This is a genomic window from Sphingobium scionense, from assembly GCF_014197035.1.
Classification (GTDB): domain Bacteria; phylum Pseudomonadota; class Alphaproteobacteria; order Sphingomonadales; family Sphingomonadaceae; genus Sphingobium; species Sphingobium scionense.
On record NZ_JACIEU010000055.1, the window covers coordinates 1 to 14,896 of the forward strand.

General features: G+C 65.5%; 19 protein-coding genes and 1 pseudogene. 11 read left to right on the forward strand and 9 right to left on the reverse strand.

What is annotated here, in order from left to right:
* A partial coding sequence (locus tag GGQ90_RS27710; RefSeq protein ID WP_281391474.1) for an inositol monophosphatase family protein occupies positions 1-249 on the forward strand: 249 nt, incomplete at its 5' end.
* Here the strand turns inward: GGQ90_RS27710 and GGQ90_RS27715 are convergent.
* Both GGQ90_RS27715 and GGQ90_RS27720 read right to left on the reverse strand, forming a co-directional pair.
* Complete coding sequence (locus GGQ90_RS27715; protein WP_188084537.1) at positions 246-1,697, reverse strand: carboxylesterase/lipase family protein; 1,452 nt, start codon at positions 1,695-1,697, stop codon at positions 246-248. The two genes, GGQ90_RS27710 and GGQ90_RS27715, sit on opposite strands and share 4 nt — an antisense overlap.
* Before the next feature lie 96 nt (positions 1,698-1,793).
* Complete coding sequence (locus tag GGQ90_RS27720; RefSeq protein WP_188084538.1) at positions 1,794-2,354, reverse strand: TetR/AcrR family transcriptional regulator; 561 nt, start codon at positions 2,352-2,354, stop codon at positions 1,794-1,796.
* A 124-nt stretch (positions 2,355-2,478) separates the two neighbouring features.
* Between GGQ90_RS27720 and GGQ90_RS27725 the strand changes: the two genes are divergently transcribed.
* From GGQ90_RS27725 to GGQ90_RS27750, 6 genes are all read left to right on the forward strand, one after another.
* On the forward strand, positions 2,479-2,991 hold the full coding sequence (locus tag GGQ90_RS27725) for a nuclear transport factor 2 family protein (RefSeq protein ID WP_188084539.1): 513 nt from the start codon (positions 2,479-2,481) through the stop codon (positions 2,989-2,991).
* Between the two features lie 124 nt (positions 2,992-3,115).
* Complete coding sequence (locus GGQ90_RS27730; protein ID WP_188084540.1) at positions 3,116-3,868, forward strand: SDR family NAD(P)-dependent oxidoreductase; 753 nt, start codon at positions 3,116-3,118, stop codon at positions 3,866-3,868.
* A 67-nt stretch (positions 3,869-3,935) separates the two neighbouring features.
* Positions 3,936-4,514 (forward strand): TetR/AcrR family transcriptional regulator, encoded by a 579-nt coding sequence (locus tag GGQ90_RS27735; protein WP_246428492.1) that lies wholly within the window; start codon positions 3,936-3,938, stop codon positions 4,512-4,514.
* Positions 4,515-4,593: 79 nt separating this feature from the next.
* Positions 4,594-5,439, forward strand: coding sequence for a TauD/TfdA dioxygenase family protein (locus tag GGQ90_RS27740; protein WP_188084542.1), 846 nt, complete (start codon positions 4,594-4,596; stop codon positions 5,437-5,439).
* A 78-nt stretch (positions 5,440-5,517) separates the two neighbouring features.
* The gene (locus tag GGQ90_RS27745) at positions 5,518-6,525 is read left to right on the forward strand and encodes an LLM class flavin-dependent oxidoreductase (protein WP_188084543.1); all 1,008 of its coding nucleotides are present in this window, start codon (positions 5,518-5,520) and stop codon (positions 6,523-6,525) included.
* 107 nt (positions 6,526-6,632) lie between these two features.
* The gene (locus tag GGQ90_RS27750) at positions 6,633-7,409 is read left to right on the forward strand and encodes a helix-turn-helix domain-containing protein (protein WP_188084544.1); all 777 of its coding nucleotides are present in this window, start codon (positions 6,633-6,635) and stop codon (positions 7,407-7,409) included.
* Positions 7,410-7,439: 30 nt separating this feature from the next.
* Here GGQ90_RS27750 and GGQ90_RS27755 read toward each other — a convergent pair whose 3' ends face one another.
* Together GGQ90_RS27755 and GGQ90_RS27760 are read right to left on the reverse strand one after the other, a co-directional pair.
* Positions 7,440-7,832, reverse strand: coding sequence for a group III truncated hemoglobin (locus GGQ90_RS27755; protein ID WP_188084545.1), 393 nt, complete (start codon positions 7,830-7,832; stop codon positions 7,440-7,442).
* 75 nt (positions 7,833-7,907) lie between these two features.
* Positions 7,908-8,816 (reverse strand): SDR family NAD(P)-dependent oxidoreductase, encoded by a 909-nt coding sequence (locus GGQ90_RS27760; protein ID WP_188084546.1) that lies wholly within the window; start codon positions 8,814-8,816, stop codon positions 7,908-7,910.
* 156 nt (positions 8,817-8,972) lie between these two features.
* Here GGQ90_RS27760 and GGQ90_RS27765 point away from each other — a divergent pair, with 156 nt between their 5' ends.
* Positions 8,973-9,749 carry an SDR family NAD(P)-dependent oxidoreductase gene (locus GGQ90_RS27765; protein WP_188084547.1) on the forward strand — a complete coding sequence of 259 codons (777 nt, stop codon included), beginning with the start codon at positions 8,973-8,975 and terminating at the stop codon, positions 9,747-9,749.
* A 37-nt stretch (positions 9,750-9,786) separates the two neighbouring features.
* Complete coding sequence (locus tag GGQ90_RS27770) at positions 9,787-10,401, forward strand: glutathione S-transferase (protein WP_188084548.1); 615 nt, start codon at positions 9,787-9,789, stop codon at positions 10,399-10,401.
* Here the strand turns inward: GGQ90_RS27770 and GGQ90_RS27775 are convergent.
* Entirely contained in the window at positions 10,398-10,853 is a 456-nt protein-coding gene (locus tag GGQ90_RS27775; RefSeq protein ID WP_188084549.1) for a MarR family transcriptional regulator, read from the reverse strand. The two genes, GGQ90_RS27770 and GGQ90_RS27775, sit on opposite strands and share 4 nt — an antisense overlap.
* Positions 10,854-10,935: 82 nt before the next feature.
* Between GGQ90_RS27775 and GGQ90_RS27780 the strand changes: the two genes are divergently transcribed.
* Positions 10,936-12,021 carry an alpha/beta hydrolase fold domain-containing protein gene (locus tag GGQ90_RS27780; protein WP_188084550.1) on the forward strand — a complete coding sequence of 362 codons (1,086 nt, stop codon included), beginning with the start codon at positions 10,936-10,938 and terminating at the stop codon, positions 12,019-12,021.
* Positions 12,022-12,073: 52 nt separating this feature from the next.
* Here the strand turns inward: GGQ90_RS27780 and GGQ90_RS27785 are convergent, their stop codons facing one another.
* A complete protein-coding gene (locus tag GGQ90_RS27785) occupies positions 12,074-13,294 on the reverse strand; it encodes a cytochrome P450 (protein WP_188084551.1) in 1,221 nt (406 codons plus the stop codon).
* An 11-nt stretch (positions 13,295-13,305) separates the two neighbouring features.
* Entirely contained in the window at positions 13,306-13,629 is a 324-nt protein-coding gene (locus GGQ90_RS27790) for a 2Fe-2S iron-sulfur cluster-binding protein (RefSeq protein ID WP_188084552.1), read from the reverse strand.
* 108 nt (positions 13,630-13,737) lie between these two features.
* On the opposite strand from GGQ90_RS27790, the gene GGQ90_RS27795 reads away from it, so the two are divergent.
* Positions 13,738-14,382 carry a TetR/AcrR family transcriptional regulator gene (locus tag GGQ90_RS27795; protein ID WP_188084553.1) on the forward strand — a complete coding sequence of 215 codons (645 nt, stop codon included), beginning with the start codon at positions 13,738-13,740 and terminating at the stop codon, positions 14,380-14,382.
* Positions 14,383-14,385: 3 nt separating this feature from the next.
* Here the strand turns inward: GGQ90_RS27795 and GGQ90_RS29190 are convergent, their stop codons facing one another.
* The gene (locus GGQ90_RS29190) at positions 14,386-14,688 is read right to left on the reverse strand and encodes a DUF1294 domain-containing protein (protein WP_343054211.1); all 303 of its coding nucleotides are present in this window, start codon (positions 14,686-14,688) and stop codon (positions 14,386-14,388) included.
* Positions 14,669-14,896 (reverse strand): annotated as a pseudogene (locus tag GGQ90_RS27805) (TonB-dependent receptor); the annotation flags it as partial. The pseudogene GGQ90_RS27805 and the gene GGQ90_RS29190, both read right to left, overlap by 20 nt.

Genomic DNA, 14,896 nt, shown 5'->3' on the forward strand with positions numbered 1-14,896 from the left:
CCCATGGGATCGGCCGGTGCAAAGGCCATGGCCGTGATCCTGGGACAGGCCGACATCTATCTCCATGCCGGCGGCCAATATGAATGGGACAGCTGCGCACCCGCCGCCGTCGCCATCGCTCACGGCCTCCATGCCTCCCGCATCGACGGATCGCCGCTCGTCTACAACCAGCCAGACACATACATGCCTGACCTCCTCATCTGTCGCCACGAACATGCCGACATCGTGCTGGGGGCACTGAAGGGCTAGGCGCGGGCCGCCAGTCCGGCACCGACATCGGCGCCCGCCCAGGCGCGCCAGCGGTCGCCGTCGGGGTCGACCTCCACCCGGTCCGCCAGGTCGAAGATCTTCACCGCCGGCCGATCGACATGATAGGCGGGCCAGTCCGGTTCGGGCGCGCCATGGCGGACGAAATGGGCGATATGGTCGGTCATGCGCCGGCCAAGGGCCGCGCGGCGGCCTCGCATCGGCCCGCCCCGGGCGAAGGCGGCGCGCAGGCCGCGCATCGGCCAGGCCAGGGTCAGGTCGAGGCCATGGGTCGCACCCGCGATGGGGTGGCGATAGTCGAAGCGATAGAACCAGGTCGGCGCCTGCCCCGACTGGCGATCGGCGAAATGGCGCGTCGGCATCAGGAAGGTGAGATCGGTGGCGAGCGCGCGGCGCCCCGCCTTGTCGCGCGGATAGGTGGCGAGGATGCGGGCGGCATGATCGGCCGGCAATTGGGCATGGAGCAAGGCTTCGAGCGCGGGCCAGCCGGTCGGCAATATGTCGCCGGGCATGAGTTCGAACAGGCGGATTTCCTCACGCGTGGCGCCGGCGAGCAACGGCACCCGTGCTGCCGGCTCGGCCACCGCCTGCGCCAGCGAGGCAGGCAGCAGGTCGCCGTCGAACCAGGGGGCGGCGGGAATAGTGCCGGGATTGGCGGCGCCGGCCGCGCCCTGCGCCTCGAACAGGCGCATAAGATCCATGCCGCGCAGCGCAGCCAGATCAGGATCGCCCAGCGCCGCCAAATAATCGCGCGCCACCTGTTCGCTGCGGTCCTTGCCATGGATCAGGCTGACCGCACCGCTCTGCATGATCGCCCCGGCAAAAAGGCCGCGCGCGGTCGGGGCGTGGAGCAGCAGCGAGACCGACATGGAGCCGGCCGACTGGCCGCCGACCGTCACCCGCGCCGGATCGCCGCCGAAGGACGCGATATTGTCCCGCACCCAGGCGAGCGCCGCGATCTGGTCGCGCAAGCCCAGATTGGAGGGGATGCCCGGCACGACCGCGCCGAAATTGACGAAGCCGAGCACGCCCAGCCGATAGTTGATGGTGACGACGATGATGTCACCGTCACGAGCGAGGTCGCTGCCGTCATAGCTATGGCCGCCGCCCGCGACGAAGGCGCCGCCATGGACCCAGACATAGACCGGCAGCGGGCCGGTCGCGCCATCGGGCACATGGATGTTGAGCGACAGGCAATCCTCGGCGAAGTCGGGCATCGACAGCCGCGCCCGCTTCGCCTGATTACCATACATTTGCGGGCATTGCGGGCCGGAGCGCGAGGCGTCGCGCACCTCATTCCACGCGGCCGGCGCCTCCGGTGCGGCAAAGCGCGCGGCCCGCGCATAGGGGATGCCGCGCCAGCATCGCACGCCGTCCGCCATGGTGCCGCGCACCGGCCCGGCCGTCGTCGTCACCGTCAATCCGTCCATGCCGCCCCTCCCGTCCTGCGGTGGGGATGCTAGGCGCCGCCGTATGAGGCGCCAACGCGCAATGCACAGATAGCGGCGGGGCGATGCCCCTTGCGATCAGGGCTGCATCGAAGGGGTGACGACCAGCCGGTCGAGAATTTCCGCCATGCGATCGCGCGGATAATCAGGTTCCTGCTGCAACCACCATGCGAGAATCTCGACCGTGGCACTGACCGCGAAGACGATGCGCAGTTCATCGGGCAGCCAGCCGGCATCATGCGGCCTCTGCTGCGCCAGCTGGCGCGCCTGATCGGTAAATTCCTGCTTGAGCATGGTCGCCGCACCGCCGGTCAGGAAGGCCGACCAAAGGGCGCGCCGTTCGCCGACATAGGCAAAGAGAGTCAGACAGGACTGGCGCGCATCGTCGGCGAACAGGATCGGCAGCGCGCGTTGCAGCAGGTCGGCAATCTGCCCGGCCGCCAGATCGTGCAGCAGCGCATCCTTGGACGGATAATGGCGGAAGAAGGTGGCATAGCCGACCTCCGCCTCGCGCGCGACCTCACGAATCGTCACCTGGTCGTAGGGGCGGGTTTCCAGCAGGTGGAGCATCGCATCGAGCAGCTGGCGGCGGGAGCGCAGCTGGCGCGCGTCGGTCGGCAGATTATCCATCGGGGCCATGGCTTAAGGCCTTCGCGCCCGCCTGAACAGGGGGGAGGATCGCCGAGCCGATGATCCGCCCCCGCCCCATTGCCCGACACGGCCGCCCGACTAGGGTCCGGCCCGACAGGAGAGGAAGCACGCCATGGACAACCGGATCGAGACGCTGATCGCCAAGGAAGAGATCAGGGAACTGGCCCAGCTCTATTCGCGCGGGGTCGATCGGCAGGACTTCGCGCTGATCAGGACGCTCTATACCGACGACGCCACCGACAGCCATGGCAGCTATTATGACGGGCCGGTCGACGGCTATGTCGCCTTTCTCGAAGCGTCGCTGCCGCACATGCATATCGGCAATCATTTCGTCTGCAACCATCTGGTCCAGGTCGACGGCGACACCGGCGAAGGCGAGGTCTATGCCATTGCCTGGCATCTGATCCCCGACGGCAAGGGCGGGCTGCTGCATGATATCCAGGGGGTGCGCTATATCGACAGCTATCGACGCGTCGATGGCCAGTGGCGCTTTGCCAAGCGGGTCGTGAGCTTCGACATGAAGCTACTGCAACCCGCCAGCGACCATGGTCAAAAGCCGGTGCCGGTCGACGATCCCAGCTATGCGCTTCTGGCGCCGCTGTTCGCGCGCGGCGCTGGCCGCTGACGGCTTCGCCGCAGCGATGTCGCCGCAGCTTGCTTGACAGCCAAATCAACAATCCTGTTGATGATAGTGAATAATCGGCCGGGCCTATTGTGCCGCTGGCCCGAATGGAGAGGTAGGTTTTGCAATGACGAGGTCTCTCAACAGCCGCACGGCCGTGGTCACGGGTGCGGGATCGGGCATTGGCCGCGCGATCGCGCTGCGCCTGGCCGAGGATACGGCCAAGATCGCCGTGTGGGACATCAACGGCGACGGCGCGACCGAGACGGTCAGGCTGATCGAGGCGGCAGGTGGCACCGCCATCGCCATCACCGCCGACTGTTCGGACAAGGCGGCGATCCATGCGGCAGCGGAAGAAACGCGAACGAAGCTGGGGCCGATCGCGATCCTGGTGAACAATGCCGGCATCGCCCCCTTCACCCCGTTCATGGATATTGACGACGACCTGTTCGACAAGGTCATCCATATCAACCTGCGCGGCCCATATCTGCTGACCAAGGAAGTACTGCCCGACATGCTGGCCGCCGGCTGGGGCCGGGTGATCAACATCACCTCTTCCTCGGTCCAGTCGGGCTCCTTCGCCCAGGGCCATTATGTCTCGTCCAAGGGTGGCCTGATGGGCATGACCAAGGCGCTGGCGCTGGAATTCGCGCCGAGCGGCGTGACCTTCAACATGGTGCCGCCCGGCTTCATCGACACGCCGATGCTGCGCGCCGCGCCGATCGACGCCGACGCCTTTGCCCAGACGCTGCCGATGAAGCGGATCGGCAAGCCCGAAGATATCGCCGCCGCCTGCGCCTATCTGGCGTCCGAGGAAGCGAGCTACATCACCGGCCAGACGATCAGCACCAATGGCGGTCGCTACATGGGATCGCATTAACAGGACCGCATCTGGCGAAAAGAGCCGGGACGCTTGCATGGGCGGCCCGGCGATTTATGCTCCAGCCATGGTCCAGAAACGTCGCGTCGGCGCCGAAAGCTCCGAAACCCGCGCCCGGATCGTGGAGGCTACCGAACAGGTGATCCGCGACGAAGGCTATGCCGCCGCCAGTTCGCGCCGCGTCGCGCTGCGCGCCGAGCTGCCGCCTTCGCTCGTCCATTATTATTTCCCGAGCACCGACGACCTGCTGCTGGCGGTGTTCCGCCGCGGCGCGGAGCAGAGCGACGCGATGATCGAGGCGGCGTTGACCAGCGCCGATCCGGTGCGGGCGCTGTGGCGATTTTTTTCCGACCCCAGCCGCAACGCGCTGGCGATGGAATTCGTCGCCATGGCCAATCATCGCAAGGCGATCCGTGCCGAGATCGCCCGCCATAGCGAGGCGATGCGCGAACGCCAGGCGCAGTTGATGGAGCAGTTGCTGGGCGATCGACTCGCGGATCACAAGGTGACGGCTGCGGGCCTCAGCCTGCTGCTCGCGGCGGTCGGCCGCACTTTGGTGATGGAGGCCGACATGGGGGTCGCGAGCGGCCACGCCGATGCCCGCGCTTCGGTCGAGGCGCTGCTGGACGAATTGCTGCCATCTTAAAAATGAGAGGCGTTGACTTTTCCATGCAGGCATGTTGAACATGTGTTCAAACGCGCAGGGATGCATAGGAGAGCAAGGCATGTCCGCCACCACCATTACCCGTTTCGTGCATGAAGAGATCAAGCCGAGCATCGGCAGCCGTATCCTCAACAACAAGGCAGAGCTTCTGTCGGGCGAACTTGGTCCGCAGATTCGCGAACTGCTGGAACAGCGCGGCGTGCTGGTCTTCCCGAAGATCGACTTCAACGATGAAGAACAGGTCGCCTTCACCAAGACGCTGGGCACCTTCGCGCCCGAAATGCAGGACGGCACCAACCACAAGATCCACAAGATCACGCTGGACGTGAAGGAAAACCCGCAGAGCGCCGAATATCTCAAGGGTTCGCTCTACTGGCATATCGACGGCACGATGAACGACACGCCGATCCTGGCATCGCTGCTGTCGTGCAAGGTCACGGCGACCTGGGGCGGCAATACCGGCTTCTGCAACACCTATGCCGCCTATGATGCGCTGACCGACGAGCAGAAGGTCGAATATGACCCGATGCGCGTCATCCATTCGGTGTGGGCGACGGTATCCTATTATGAGCCGGAAACGAGCCTGGCCAAGCTGCAGGGCATGCAGCGCATCGGCGAAAATGAAGTACCGCTGGTGTGGAAGCACCGGTCCGGCCGCAAGTCGCTGATCCTGGGCTGCACCGCGCATCGCGTGCTGGACGTCGAACCGATGAAGAGTGCCCAGATTCTGGTTGGCCTGCGCGAATGGGCGACCCGCGAGGAATTCAGCTACAGCCATGAATGGAGCGTCGGCGACCTGGTGATGTGGGACAATACCGGCACCATGCACCGGGCCGAGAAATATGATCCCGACTGCAACCGCATGATGCACCGGACCAAGCTGCAGGGCGAAGAACCCTTCGAATAAGGATCGGCCGAACGGCCTTTCCACGCCCGCCGCCCAACCGGGTTGGCGGGCGTTTTGCCCTGCCCTCGGAGCATCGTCATGAGCACCCCGCTGACCTTCGGCTATCTCTATGATTTCCGGAACCCGCCCCAATGGGCACGGCGCCCGGCCGATCTCTATGCCGAGATACTGGACTTCGCCGCATGGAGCGAGACGGCGGGCTTTGCCGGCGCCTGGGTGCCCGAACATCATGGCGCGCAGGATGGCTATATGCCCGCGCCCAATGTCGCGCTGGCGGCGATCGCGGCGCGCACCAGCCGGATCAGGCTCGGGTCGGCGATCGCGCTCGCCCCGCTCTATCATCCGGTCCGCTTTGCCGAGGAATGCGCGGTGCTGGATATCCTGTCCGACGGTCGGCTGGAGATGGCGCTGGCGATCGGCTACCGCCGCCGCGAGACCCAGGCCTATGGCGTCGATTTCGGCAAGCGTGGCGCGCGCTTCGACGAATTTCTGGCAATCGTCCAGCGCCTGTGGGCCGGCGAGACGGTCGATTTTTCCGGGCAGCATTACAATGTCACGGGCGCGACCCTGCGCCCCGCCGCGCCGCGCGGACGCATCCCCCTCTATATTGGCGGCTTTGCCGAGAAGGCGCTGGCGCGGGTGGCGAAATATGCCGACGGCTATTTCGGCAATGAGGAAGTGTGCGGCCTCTATGCCGACAAGCTGCGCGCCGAGGGCAAGGATCCGGCGGCCGCACGCATCCGCATCCAGAGCCTGTTCACCCTGGTCGCCGACGATCCCGAGGCGGCGATGGCGGAGATGGCCCCCTATTTCCATCATGTGAATGAAACCTATGGCGCCTGGCTGGCCGAGGACCAGGCGTCGGGGATCGACAAGGTGGCGCTCAAACCCATGTCACTCGACGCGTTCAAGCATAGCGGTATCTTGCAAATCCTCACCCCCGACGCGGCGATCGACCATTTCCGCGCGATGCAACAGCGCATCAATGTCGAGCATATCATGATGATGCTCCCGCCCGGCCTGCCCCCGGCGAAGTTCCAGCCCTATGCCCAGCTCTTCGCCGACAAGGTGATTCCCGCTTTTTGAGGGATGAAGGTCCGCCCGCCAGCAAATGCAGGGCTGGTTCGCCGGCACCCAAGGATACGAATTTTTTGGGGTAGCTGGCGCGCCGGAGGCTTCGTACATCTGGTCCCATGACCAGCGGGATGACAGACGGCGTCCAGGCGCTGACCGAGAAGGAAAAGCAGACGTTGCGCCTGATGGTCCGGGGCCATGATGCGAAATCGATCGCGCGCAGCCTGGACCTGTCGGTCCATACCATCAATGAACGGCTGCGCGATGCGCGACGCAAGATGGCGGTGTCGAGCAGCCGCGAGGCCGCCCGTCTGTTGCTGGAAGCCGAGGGCGAGCCGGACGCAGCGCCCCCCGATTTTCTGGGGGACAGAATATTGGGGGCAGACGCTGCCCCAATCGAAGCGGATCAGGACGAGGCGCCGGTCGTCGGCGTGGGACCGGCCCGTCGCCGGCCCCGGATCCTGCTTGGAGTGGTTCTCATGATGCTTGTCCTTGGCCTGCTGGCACTCGCCGCCCTGCCCGATGCCGCCCCGGCCCCGCAATCGACGCCTGCCGCTGCGCAGGCGCGAAACGTCGAAGTCGTCGATGCCGCGCGCCAATGGCTGGCACTGGTCGATCAGGACAAATGGGACGAAAGCTATCGCGGCACCGGCAGCGCTTTCCAGAAGCTCAATACGATGAAGGTCTGGACCGAGGTTTCGCAGCAGGTGCGGGGCAGGTTCGGGTCGCTCCTGTCGCGCAGCCTGCTGAGCCAGGAGGAACTGCCCGCCCCGCCCCATGGCTATGAAGTGGTGAAGTTCCGCGCCAGCTACGCCAACCAGGCGCAGGCGATCGAGACGGTGACGCTCGACCGCGAGGACGGCGCATGGCGCGTCGTCGGCGTGACGATCGAATAAAGCCGACACGGGCGCGCGCCAGCGCGCCCTTCATGCACGCGTGGCCGGCGGCACGTCCAACCGAAAGAAAAGCGCGAGTTGCAGGCTCTCCGCAATCCGTTGCGCCTTGTCCTGCAAGGCGGCGGCGGCAGCCGGAACCATGAGGGCATCTGTCGTCTGCGACCATAGACGCAGCCAATGGTCGAACAGGTCCGGCGTGATCCGGTCGCGATGCGCCATATGCACCGGAACCGGCTGTCCCTTGTAACGGCCCGACGACAGCATCACCGACGACCAGAAATCGACCAGCCGATCGATATGCGCGGGCCAGTCATCCACGGCATCGTTGAAGATCGGACCAAGCCGGTCGTCCGCGCGAACGCGGGCATAGAAGCTTTCGACCAGATGGCGCAGGCTGGCCTCGTCGATCCGTTCTGCCTTCATGGATTCCGACTCCGGGCAGGAAAGCCCGATCCATAGCGCATCGACCGACGGGATTCGACCCGGACGCGCGCGCCCCTACTCCCCGGCGACAGCGCGACCGAAGCTGTAGCGGATATGGTCGACATGGCCCTCCAGCCCGAAGAGCAACGGATCCTGGCTGTCCATGATCGCATCGATCCGGGCGCCGACATCCTCCGGCGTCCAGCTGGGCTGATAGACGCCTTTGCTTTCGGCGATAAAGGCGCGGGCGACGCGGCCGGCGATCGACACCAGCATCTCGCCCGTGACCGAGCAGCTTTCATGCGCCAGCCAGGCGACGACCGGCGATACCAGTTCCGGCCCCATCGGCGGATATTGGGTAATGTCGAGCCCTTCGGCCATGCGGGTAACGGCGCCGGGCACGATGATGTTGGATTTGACCCCTTCGGCCTCCCCCTCCAGCGCGAGCACATTGTTGAGGCCGATCATGCCCGATTTGGACATGCCGTAATTGACGCAATCGCGGTTGCCATAAAGGCCACCGATCGAGCTGGTGAGGACGATGCGGCCATAGCGCGCCTTGCACATGTGGGGGAAGGCGGCACGGGCGACATGAAAGGCACCGCGCAGATGGACGTCGAGCACGGCGTCGAAATCTTCTTGGCTGAGATCCTGCATCGAGCCGTAGCGGACATTGCCGGCATTGTGGATCAGCCCGTCGATCCGGCCATAATGGTCGAGCGCCGCTTCTATGATCGCACGGCCGCCTTCGGGCGTGGCGACACTGTCGGTCGAGACGATCGCGTCGCCGCCCAGCGCCTTGATCGCTGCCACCACTTCGGCCGCCGGACCGGCGTCTATCCCCTCGCCGCGCACCGCGCTGCCCGGATCATTGACCACGACCCTGGCACCACGCGCGCCGAGCAGCTCCGCATAGGCGCGGCCAAGCCCTCGCCCGGCACCGGTGATGACGATGACGCGATCGTCGTAGCGCAGTTCGGACATGAGCGGGCCTTTCGCTTGATTATGCAGATGATGGCGCAGGGGTGACGCGGCACGCGCGCGGGTTCAAGCCGGGGTGGCGAGGCATCGCCACGGCGGTTCGCCGATGCCCGGCGAAGCGGATAAGAGCGAGGCAGGACAGGCTGGAGGACAGGACAGATGCAGGTAGCGATCATCACCGGGGCGGGCAGCGGTATCGGGCTCTGCACGGCGAAGATGCTGCATGACGCCGGCATGGCGATCGTCGGCGTCGGCCGCGATCCGGCAAAGCTGGCGACGCTGGAGAGCGAAATCGGCGATCCGACGCGGGTCGCCACCCTGTCGATCGACGTGACGCAGGATGATGCGCCGGCGCAGATCGTCCAGCTGGCGCTCGATCGCTTTGGCCGCATCGACTTCCTGGTCAACAATGCCGGCGCGGGCAGCCCCAAGCCGCTGCACGAGACCGACGACGCCACGCTGGACGGGTTCCTGGACCTGATGCTGCGCGCGCCCTTCCGCCTGGCGCGCGAGGCGATCGTCCATATGGGCGAGGGCTGCGGCATCGTGAACGTCACTTCCACCTATGCGGTGATCGGCGGGCGGCGCGGCGGCGCCTATTCGGCGGCCAAGGGCGGGCTGGACGCGCTGACCAAGCATATCGCCTGCGATTACGGCCCGCAGGGCATCCGCGCCAATTGCGTCGCGCCGGGCGTCACCATGACCGACATGGTGCGCCATCGGTTCGAGGACGAGATGTTCAAGCGGGTGAATGTGGAGACCACCCCCTTCCCACGGCTGGGCGAGGTGGAGGATGTGGCCAGCACCATCGCCTTTCTCTGTTCGCCCGGCGCCGCCTTCATCAACGGCCAGACGATCGTCGTGGATGGCGGCTGGACATCGACCAAATATCTCTCGCCGCGCGCGCTGACGACGACATGGGTCGAGGCGGAGTAAGGCTACTCTTTGGCCGACCGCTCGGTTAGGGCGGGCCATGGCCGATGCCCCGATCCTCTATTCCTTTCGCCGTTGCCCCTATGCGATGCGGGCGCGGCTGGCGTTGCTGGTGAGCGGACAGGCGGTGGCGCATCGCGAAATCCTGCTGCGCGCCAAGCCGGCGGCGATGCTGGCCGCCTCCCCCAAGGGGACGGTGCCGGTGCTGGTCCTGCCCGACGGCCGGGTAATCGACGAAAGTCTGGAGATCATGCGCTGGGCTCTGGAACCGCATGATCCCGAGGCGTGGCTGGCAGGTGACGACGCAGCGCTGATCGCGACCAATGATGGGCCGTTCAAACGGCATCTGGATCGCTACAAATATGCCGAGCGCCATGGCAGCGACCCGATCGCGCATCGGACAGAGGCGGCCGAGCTGCTGGATGCGCTTGACGCACGGCTGAAGGATCAGGCCCAGCTCTGCGGCGCGCGGCGGACCCTGACCGACATGGCGATCTTCCCCTTCGTGCGGCAATTTGCGGCGGTCGAACCGGACTGGTTTGCGGCGCAGCCCTGGTCGGCTCTGCGCGAATGGCTGGCTGGGCATCTGGCATCCGAGCTGTTCGCCCGCGCGATGGTGCGGCACCCGCTATGGGTGGAAGCGGACGCCGGCTAGTCCGGGCCGCAACAGGCGTCGAGGCAGATCTGGCGCAGCAGGGCGATGACGTCGCGGCGCTGTTCGATCGGGATGGAGCGACCGATCCGCGCCTCATGCGCGTCGAACGCCGCACAGACCTGGCCGTGTAGCGCCAGTCCCTCCGCGGTCAGCGTCAGCGGGATCGCACGGCCCTTGCCTGCCCCCTTGTCCAACAGGCCAGACAGCGCCAACTTGTTGATGAGCGGCACCAGATTGGCCGGCTGGGCGCGCAGTGCGCGGGCAATGTCGCTCTGGCTGCACCCCGGATTGGCGCCGATCAGCCGCAGCAAGGTCGCTTCGCCCGGATTGAGGCCGAGCGGCACCAGCGCCTCACCCAGCGCGCCGGTGACCGCCGCCGCCGTGCGGCGCAGATGGAAGCCCAGCATCGGGTCGAGCGGGTCGGTAAAGGCGCTGTCGGGATCGATCGTCACCGCGCCGGTCTAACCCCCTTGCCGTACCGGCTCAAGTCCATATGTTATATACCATAATATAAGATGGAGAGGAGCGATGTTCATGACTATGCGATTCGCCTTGCCGTTTGTCCTGCTGGCTCTGGCCGGGACGGCACCGGCCCAGACGCCACAGCCCGATAGCCCGGTGGCCTCCGGCACGATCGATCCGGATGGCACCGTCAATGTGCCCGCCTTTCGCCTGCCACCGTCCATCTATCTGAGCGAGGCCGCCAAGAAGGCGCTCCCGCGCACCCCCACCGATCCCGAAGAGCCAATGATGCGCGCGGTCGCCGCCGGGCAGGCCGGCGCGCTGCGCCAGCGCATGCCGCAACTGGTCGCGCCCCGCATCGATGCGCTGAAGGCGATGTACAAGGTGACAACACGCGACGAGCAGATCGCCGGCATTCCGGCCGTGCGTGCGACCCCGACGGCCGGCGTCGCACCGGGCAACCGCAGCAAGATATTGCTCAACCTGCCGGGCGGCGGCTTCATCATGGGCGTGGCCGGCGGCACCGGCATGATGGAATCGATCCCGCTCGCGGGGCTGGCCGGCGTGGAGATCATCTCCATCACCTATCGTCAGGCGCCCGAAACCACCTGGCCGGCGGCAACCGAAGATGTGACCAAGGTCTATCGCGAACTGCTCAAGACCCATCGGCCGCAGGATATCGGTATGTTCGGCTGTTCGGCCGGCGGGCTGCTGACGGCCGAGGCGATCGCCTGGTTCATCCATGAAAAGCTGCCGCTGCCCGGTGCGATCGGCATTTTCTGCGCCTCGGGCGATGCGCGCTGGGGCGGCGACAGCCAGAGCTTTGCCCGGCCGTTCCAGGCACTGCCGCCGCGCGACGATGTCCGCGCCTATTTCAAGGGCGTCGACCGCAGCGATCCGCTGGTGTCGCCGGCCCTGTCGCCCACGACGCTGAAACTGTTTCCGCCGACGCTGCTGATCACCGGCACCCGCGCCTTCGAGATGAGCGCGACCGTCAACACCCATCGCGAACTGGTGAAGGCGGGGGTCGATGCCGACCTGCATATGTGGGATGGCCTTGGCCATGCCTTCTTCTACGATCCCGCCCTGCCGGAATCGCGCGAGGCCTTCGACGTCATGGCGGCCTTCTTCCGCGATCGGCTGAAGCTGGCGCGCTAGGCATGGAAGGAGACGGTCGGGGGGATGATGTATCGCCCCGACCGTCTCCGGCTTACCAGACCAGCGGCAGCGACTTCGGTCCGACCACGCCGCCGGGCCAATAGCGGATCTCAGCATCCGGCTGCACGACGAAGTCGGGAATGCGCCGCAGCCATTCCTGCAACGCCACTTTCACCTCCAGCCGCGCCAGATGCGCGCCGATGCAGCTATGCACGCCGCCGGCAAAGGCCAGGATCGGCTTGCGCGGGCGGTGGAAATCGACCCGTGTCGGATCGGGGAAGACATCCGGGTCATAGTTGCAGGCGGGCAGGATGCTGTTGAACTTGTCGCCCTTCTTCATCTGCACCCCGCGCATCTCCAGATCCTGGGTCAGGGTGCGGCCGGAGAAGGTGACGGAAAACACCCGCAGCAATTCCTCCACCTGGGCATTGATCTGTTCGGGATGCGCGATGATCTCGCGCCGTCGATCGGGATTTTCCGCCAGCCACAGCCAGATATTGTTGAGCGTGGCAAACACCGTGTCCAGGCCGGCGATGAACAGGAAGAAGGTGAATCCGAAAATCTCCCGCTCGGTCAACGGCTCGCCGCCAGGCCGGGCCTGGATGATCGTGCTGATGACGCCATCATCGGGCTTGGCCGTCTTTTCGACGATCACCTGCGCCAGATAGGCTTCGATCCCGCGCATGGCGAGGCCCGCGGTCATGCGATCCTGCGAATGGAGCAGATCGACCGCCCAGCCGACGAAGGTATCGCGCATCTCCTGCGGCAGGCCCATCAGATCGAGGAAGATCGATACCGGCAGCGGTCGGCCGAGAGCGGTGGTGAATTCCACTTCGCCCGCATCGATGAAGCCGTCGATCAGATCGTTGGTGAGGCTGCGCATATAGGCTTCGAGCCGCAGCACACTTTGCGGCGAGAAGGTCGAATCGAGGATCGCGCGATATTTGCGATGATGCGGCGGATCGATCTCCAGCGGGATGAAATGGAAATAATTATTGGGATCGCGCGGGAAAGGCGTGGCCCCGGCGGTGGTGAAATATTCCGGGTGGCGCAGCGCGAAAAAGGCATCCTCATGCTTGATCGTGCACCAGCTGTTCCCGATCAGCGGATTGACGCTGTAGAAGATCGGCGGATGCGTCTCGTGCAGCTTGGCCATGAAGGCATGGGGTGCGGCAAGAAATTCGGGTCCGGTAGTCAAGCCGATCTCGCGCACCAGTTCGGGCGGGACATGGTCGGGGATGTCCATGACCGGTTGGGCCTGGGTGGTTGCCATGATCGGGCTCCTCAATATTGCGCGGCTGGCAGGTGGACGACCAGTCCGTCGAGCGCATCGCTGACGACGATCTGACAGCCAAGGCGACTGCTCGGGCGGCGTTCGCTGGCGGTGCATTCGAGCATGTCCTGCTCGGTCTGCGCAGGCGCGGGCAGCCGGTCGGCCCAATCTTCCTCGACATAGCAATGGCAGGTCGCGCAGGCGAGTCCGCCCCCGCATTCGCCGACCATGCCCTCCAGCCCCTCATTGAGGGCCGCGCGCATCAGATTTTCGCCCGTCGGCACATCGATCCGATGCTCCGCGCCGCTGGCCTCGACAAAGAGGACCGTCGCCATCCCGCTCTCCTATCGTCTCATTCACTTAGAGAACATTGTTCTCAGTGCTGGCACTATAGCCCCAGCCTGCTAGATGGAAAGCGATTAATGCAAAGAGGGTGGACGAGGATGTACCGGGCGCCGCAGACCGACGAGGCGATCATGGAACTGGACGATCGCAACCAGCAGATCGTGGCAGCCGCCTATGATCTGCTCGACGAAGAAGGTCTGGAAGGACTGACCATCCGCGCGGTGCTGCAGCGGACCGGGCTGGCCCGTCGCGCCTTTTACGACCGCTTCGCCGGCAAGGACGATCTGGTCTTGGCGGTCTTCGCCCATACGCTGCGCCGTGCGGCGGAACAGTTTGCCGAGCAGGTGCGCGACTTGCCCGATCCGCTGGCCCGCCTCCATCATATCGTGAACGGCATCGTCATCGGCCGCCCGGCCATCGATGGCGACTGGCAGGCCGGCCAGCGTCGGAGCGCAGCACTCAGCCGTGAGCATCTGCGGCTAGCCGAAGCGCGCCCGATCGAACTGCAAAGGGCCGTCAGTCCCCTGATCGATCTGATCGCGACCATCCTGTCCGATGGCATGACGGGGGGGCAGGTCCGTCAGGGGCCGGGCCATTGGATGGCCCTGCTGGTCTATAATCTGGTATCGACGACGGTCCACAGCCAGTTGCTTGCCGAAGAGGAAAGCATCGCCGACCGCCAGCATCGGGAAGAACTGGCGGCCGAGATATGGGAATTCTGCCGACGGGCGATCGCCGCCTGACCCCTATTTCGGGATGATGGCAATCACGATGGCCACCCCCTGGGCGGACAGGATCATCCACAGCCACCGGGTGAAAGGCTGTTTGCGCGTCTTGTGACGAAAGAGGTGGCGCGCCGCGAACGCGCCCGGCGTCCCGTCTGCGAGCGCCCAGAGCAGCAATGTCCGCTCGCGGATTCGCGCCAACCCCCGCACCGCGCGGCGCTTGTCGAATCCGAACAGCGTGAGGGCCATCAGGTTCGCCAGCAGCAGCCAGGCGATGGCGAGGATCGGGCCGACGGTAATCGGTTCAGCCGCGCACGGTGACACCGATCCAGAGCGTCCTGGGCGTGCCCAGGTCGATCGATCCGGCGGCATTGCGGGTGACGACATCCTCGTCGAACAGATTCTCTCCGCGCGCGACCAGGCTGATGCCATGGCCTATCGGCAGCCGGGCGAGGGCGTCCAAGGTCAGCGCATCGGGCAACACATCGCTCTGCAGATCATCCTCATATTGCCTGGCCGTGTAGCGCAGCGT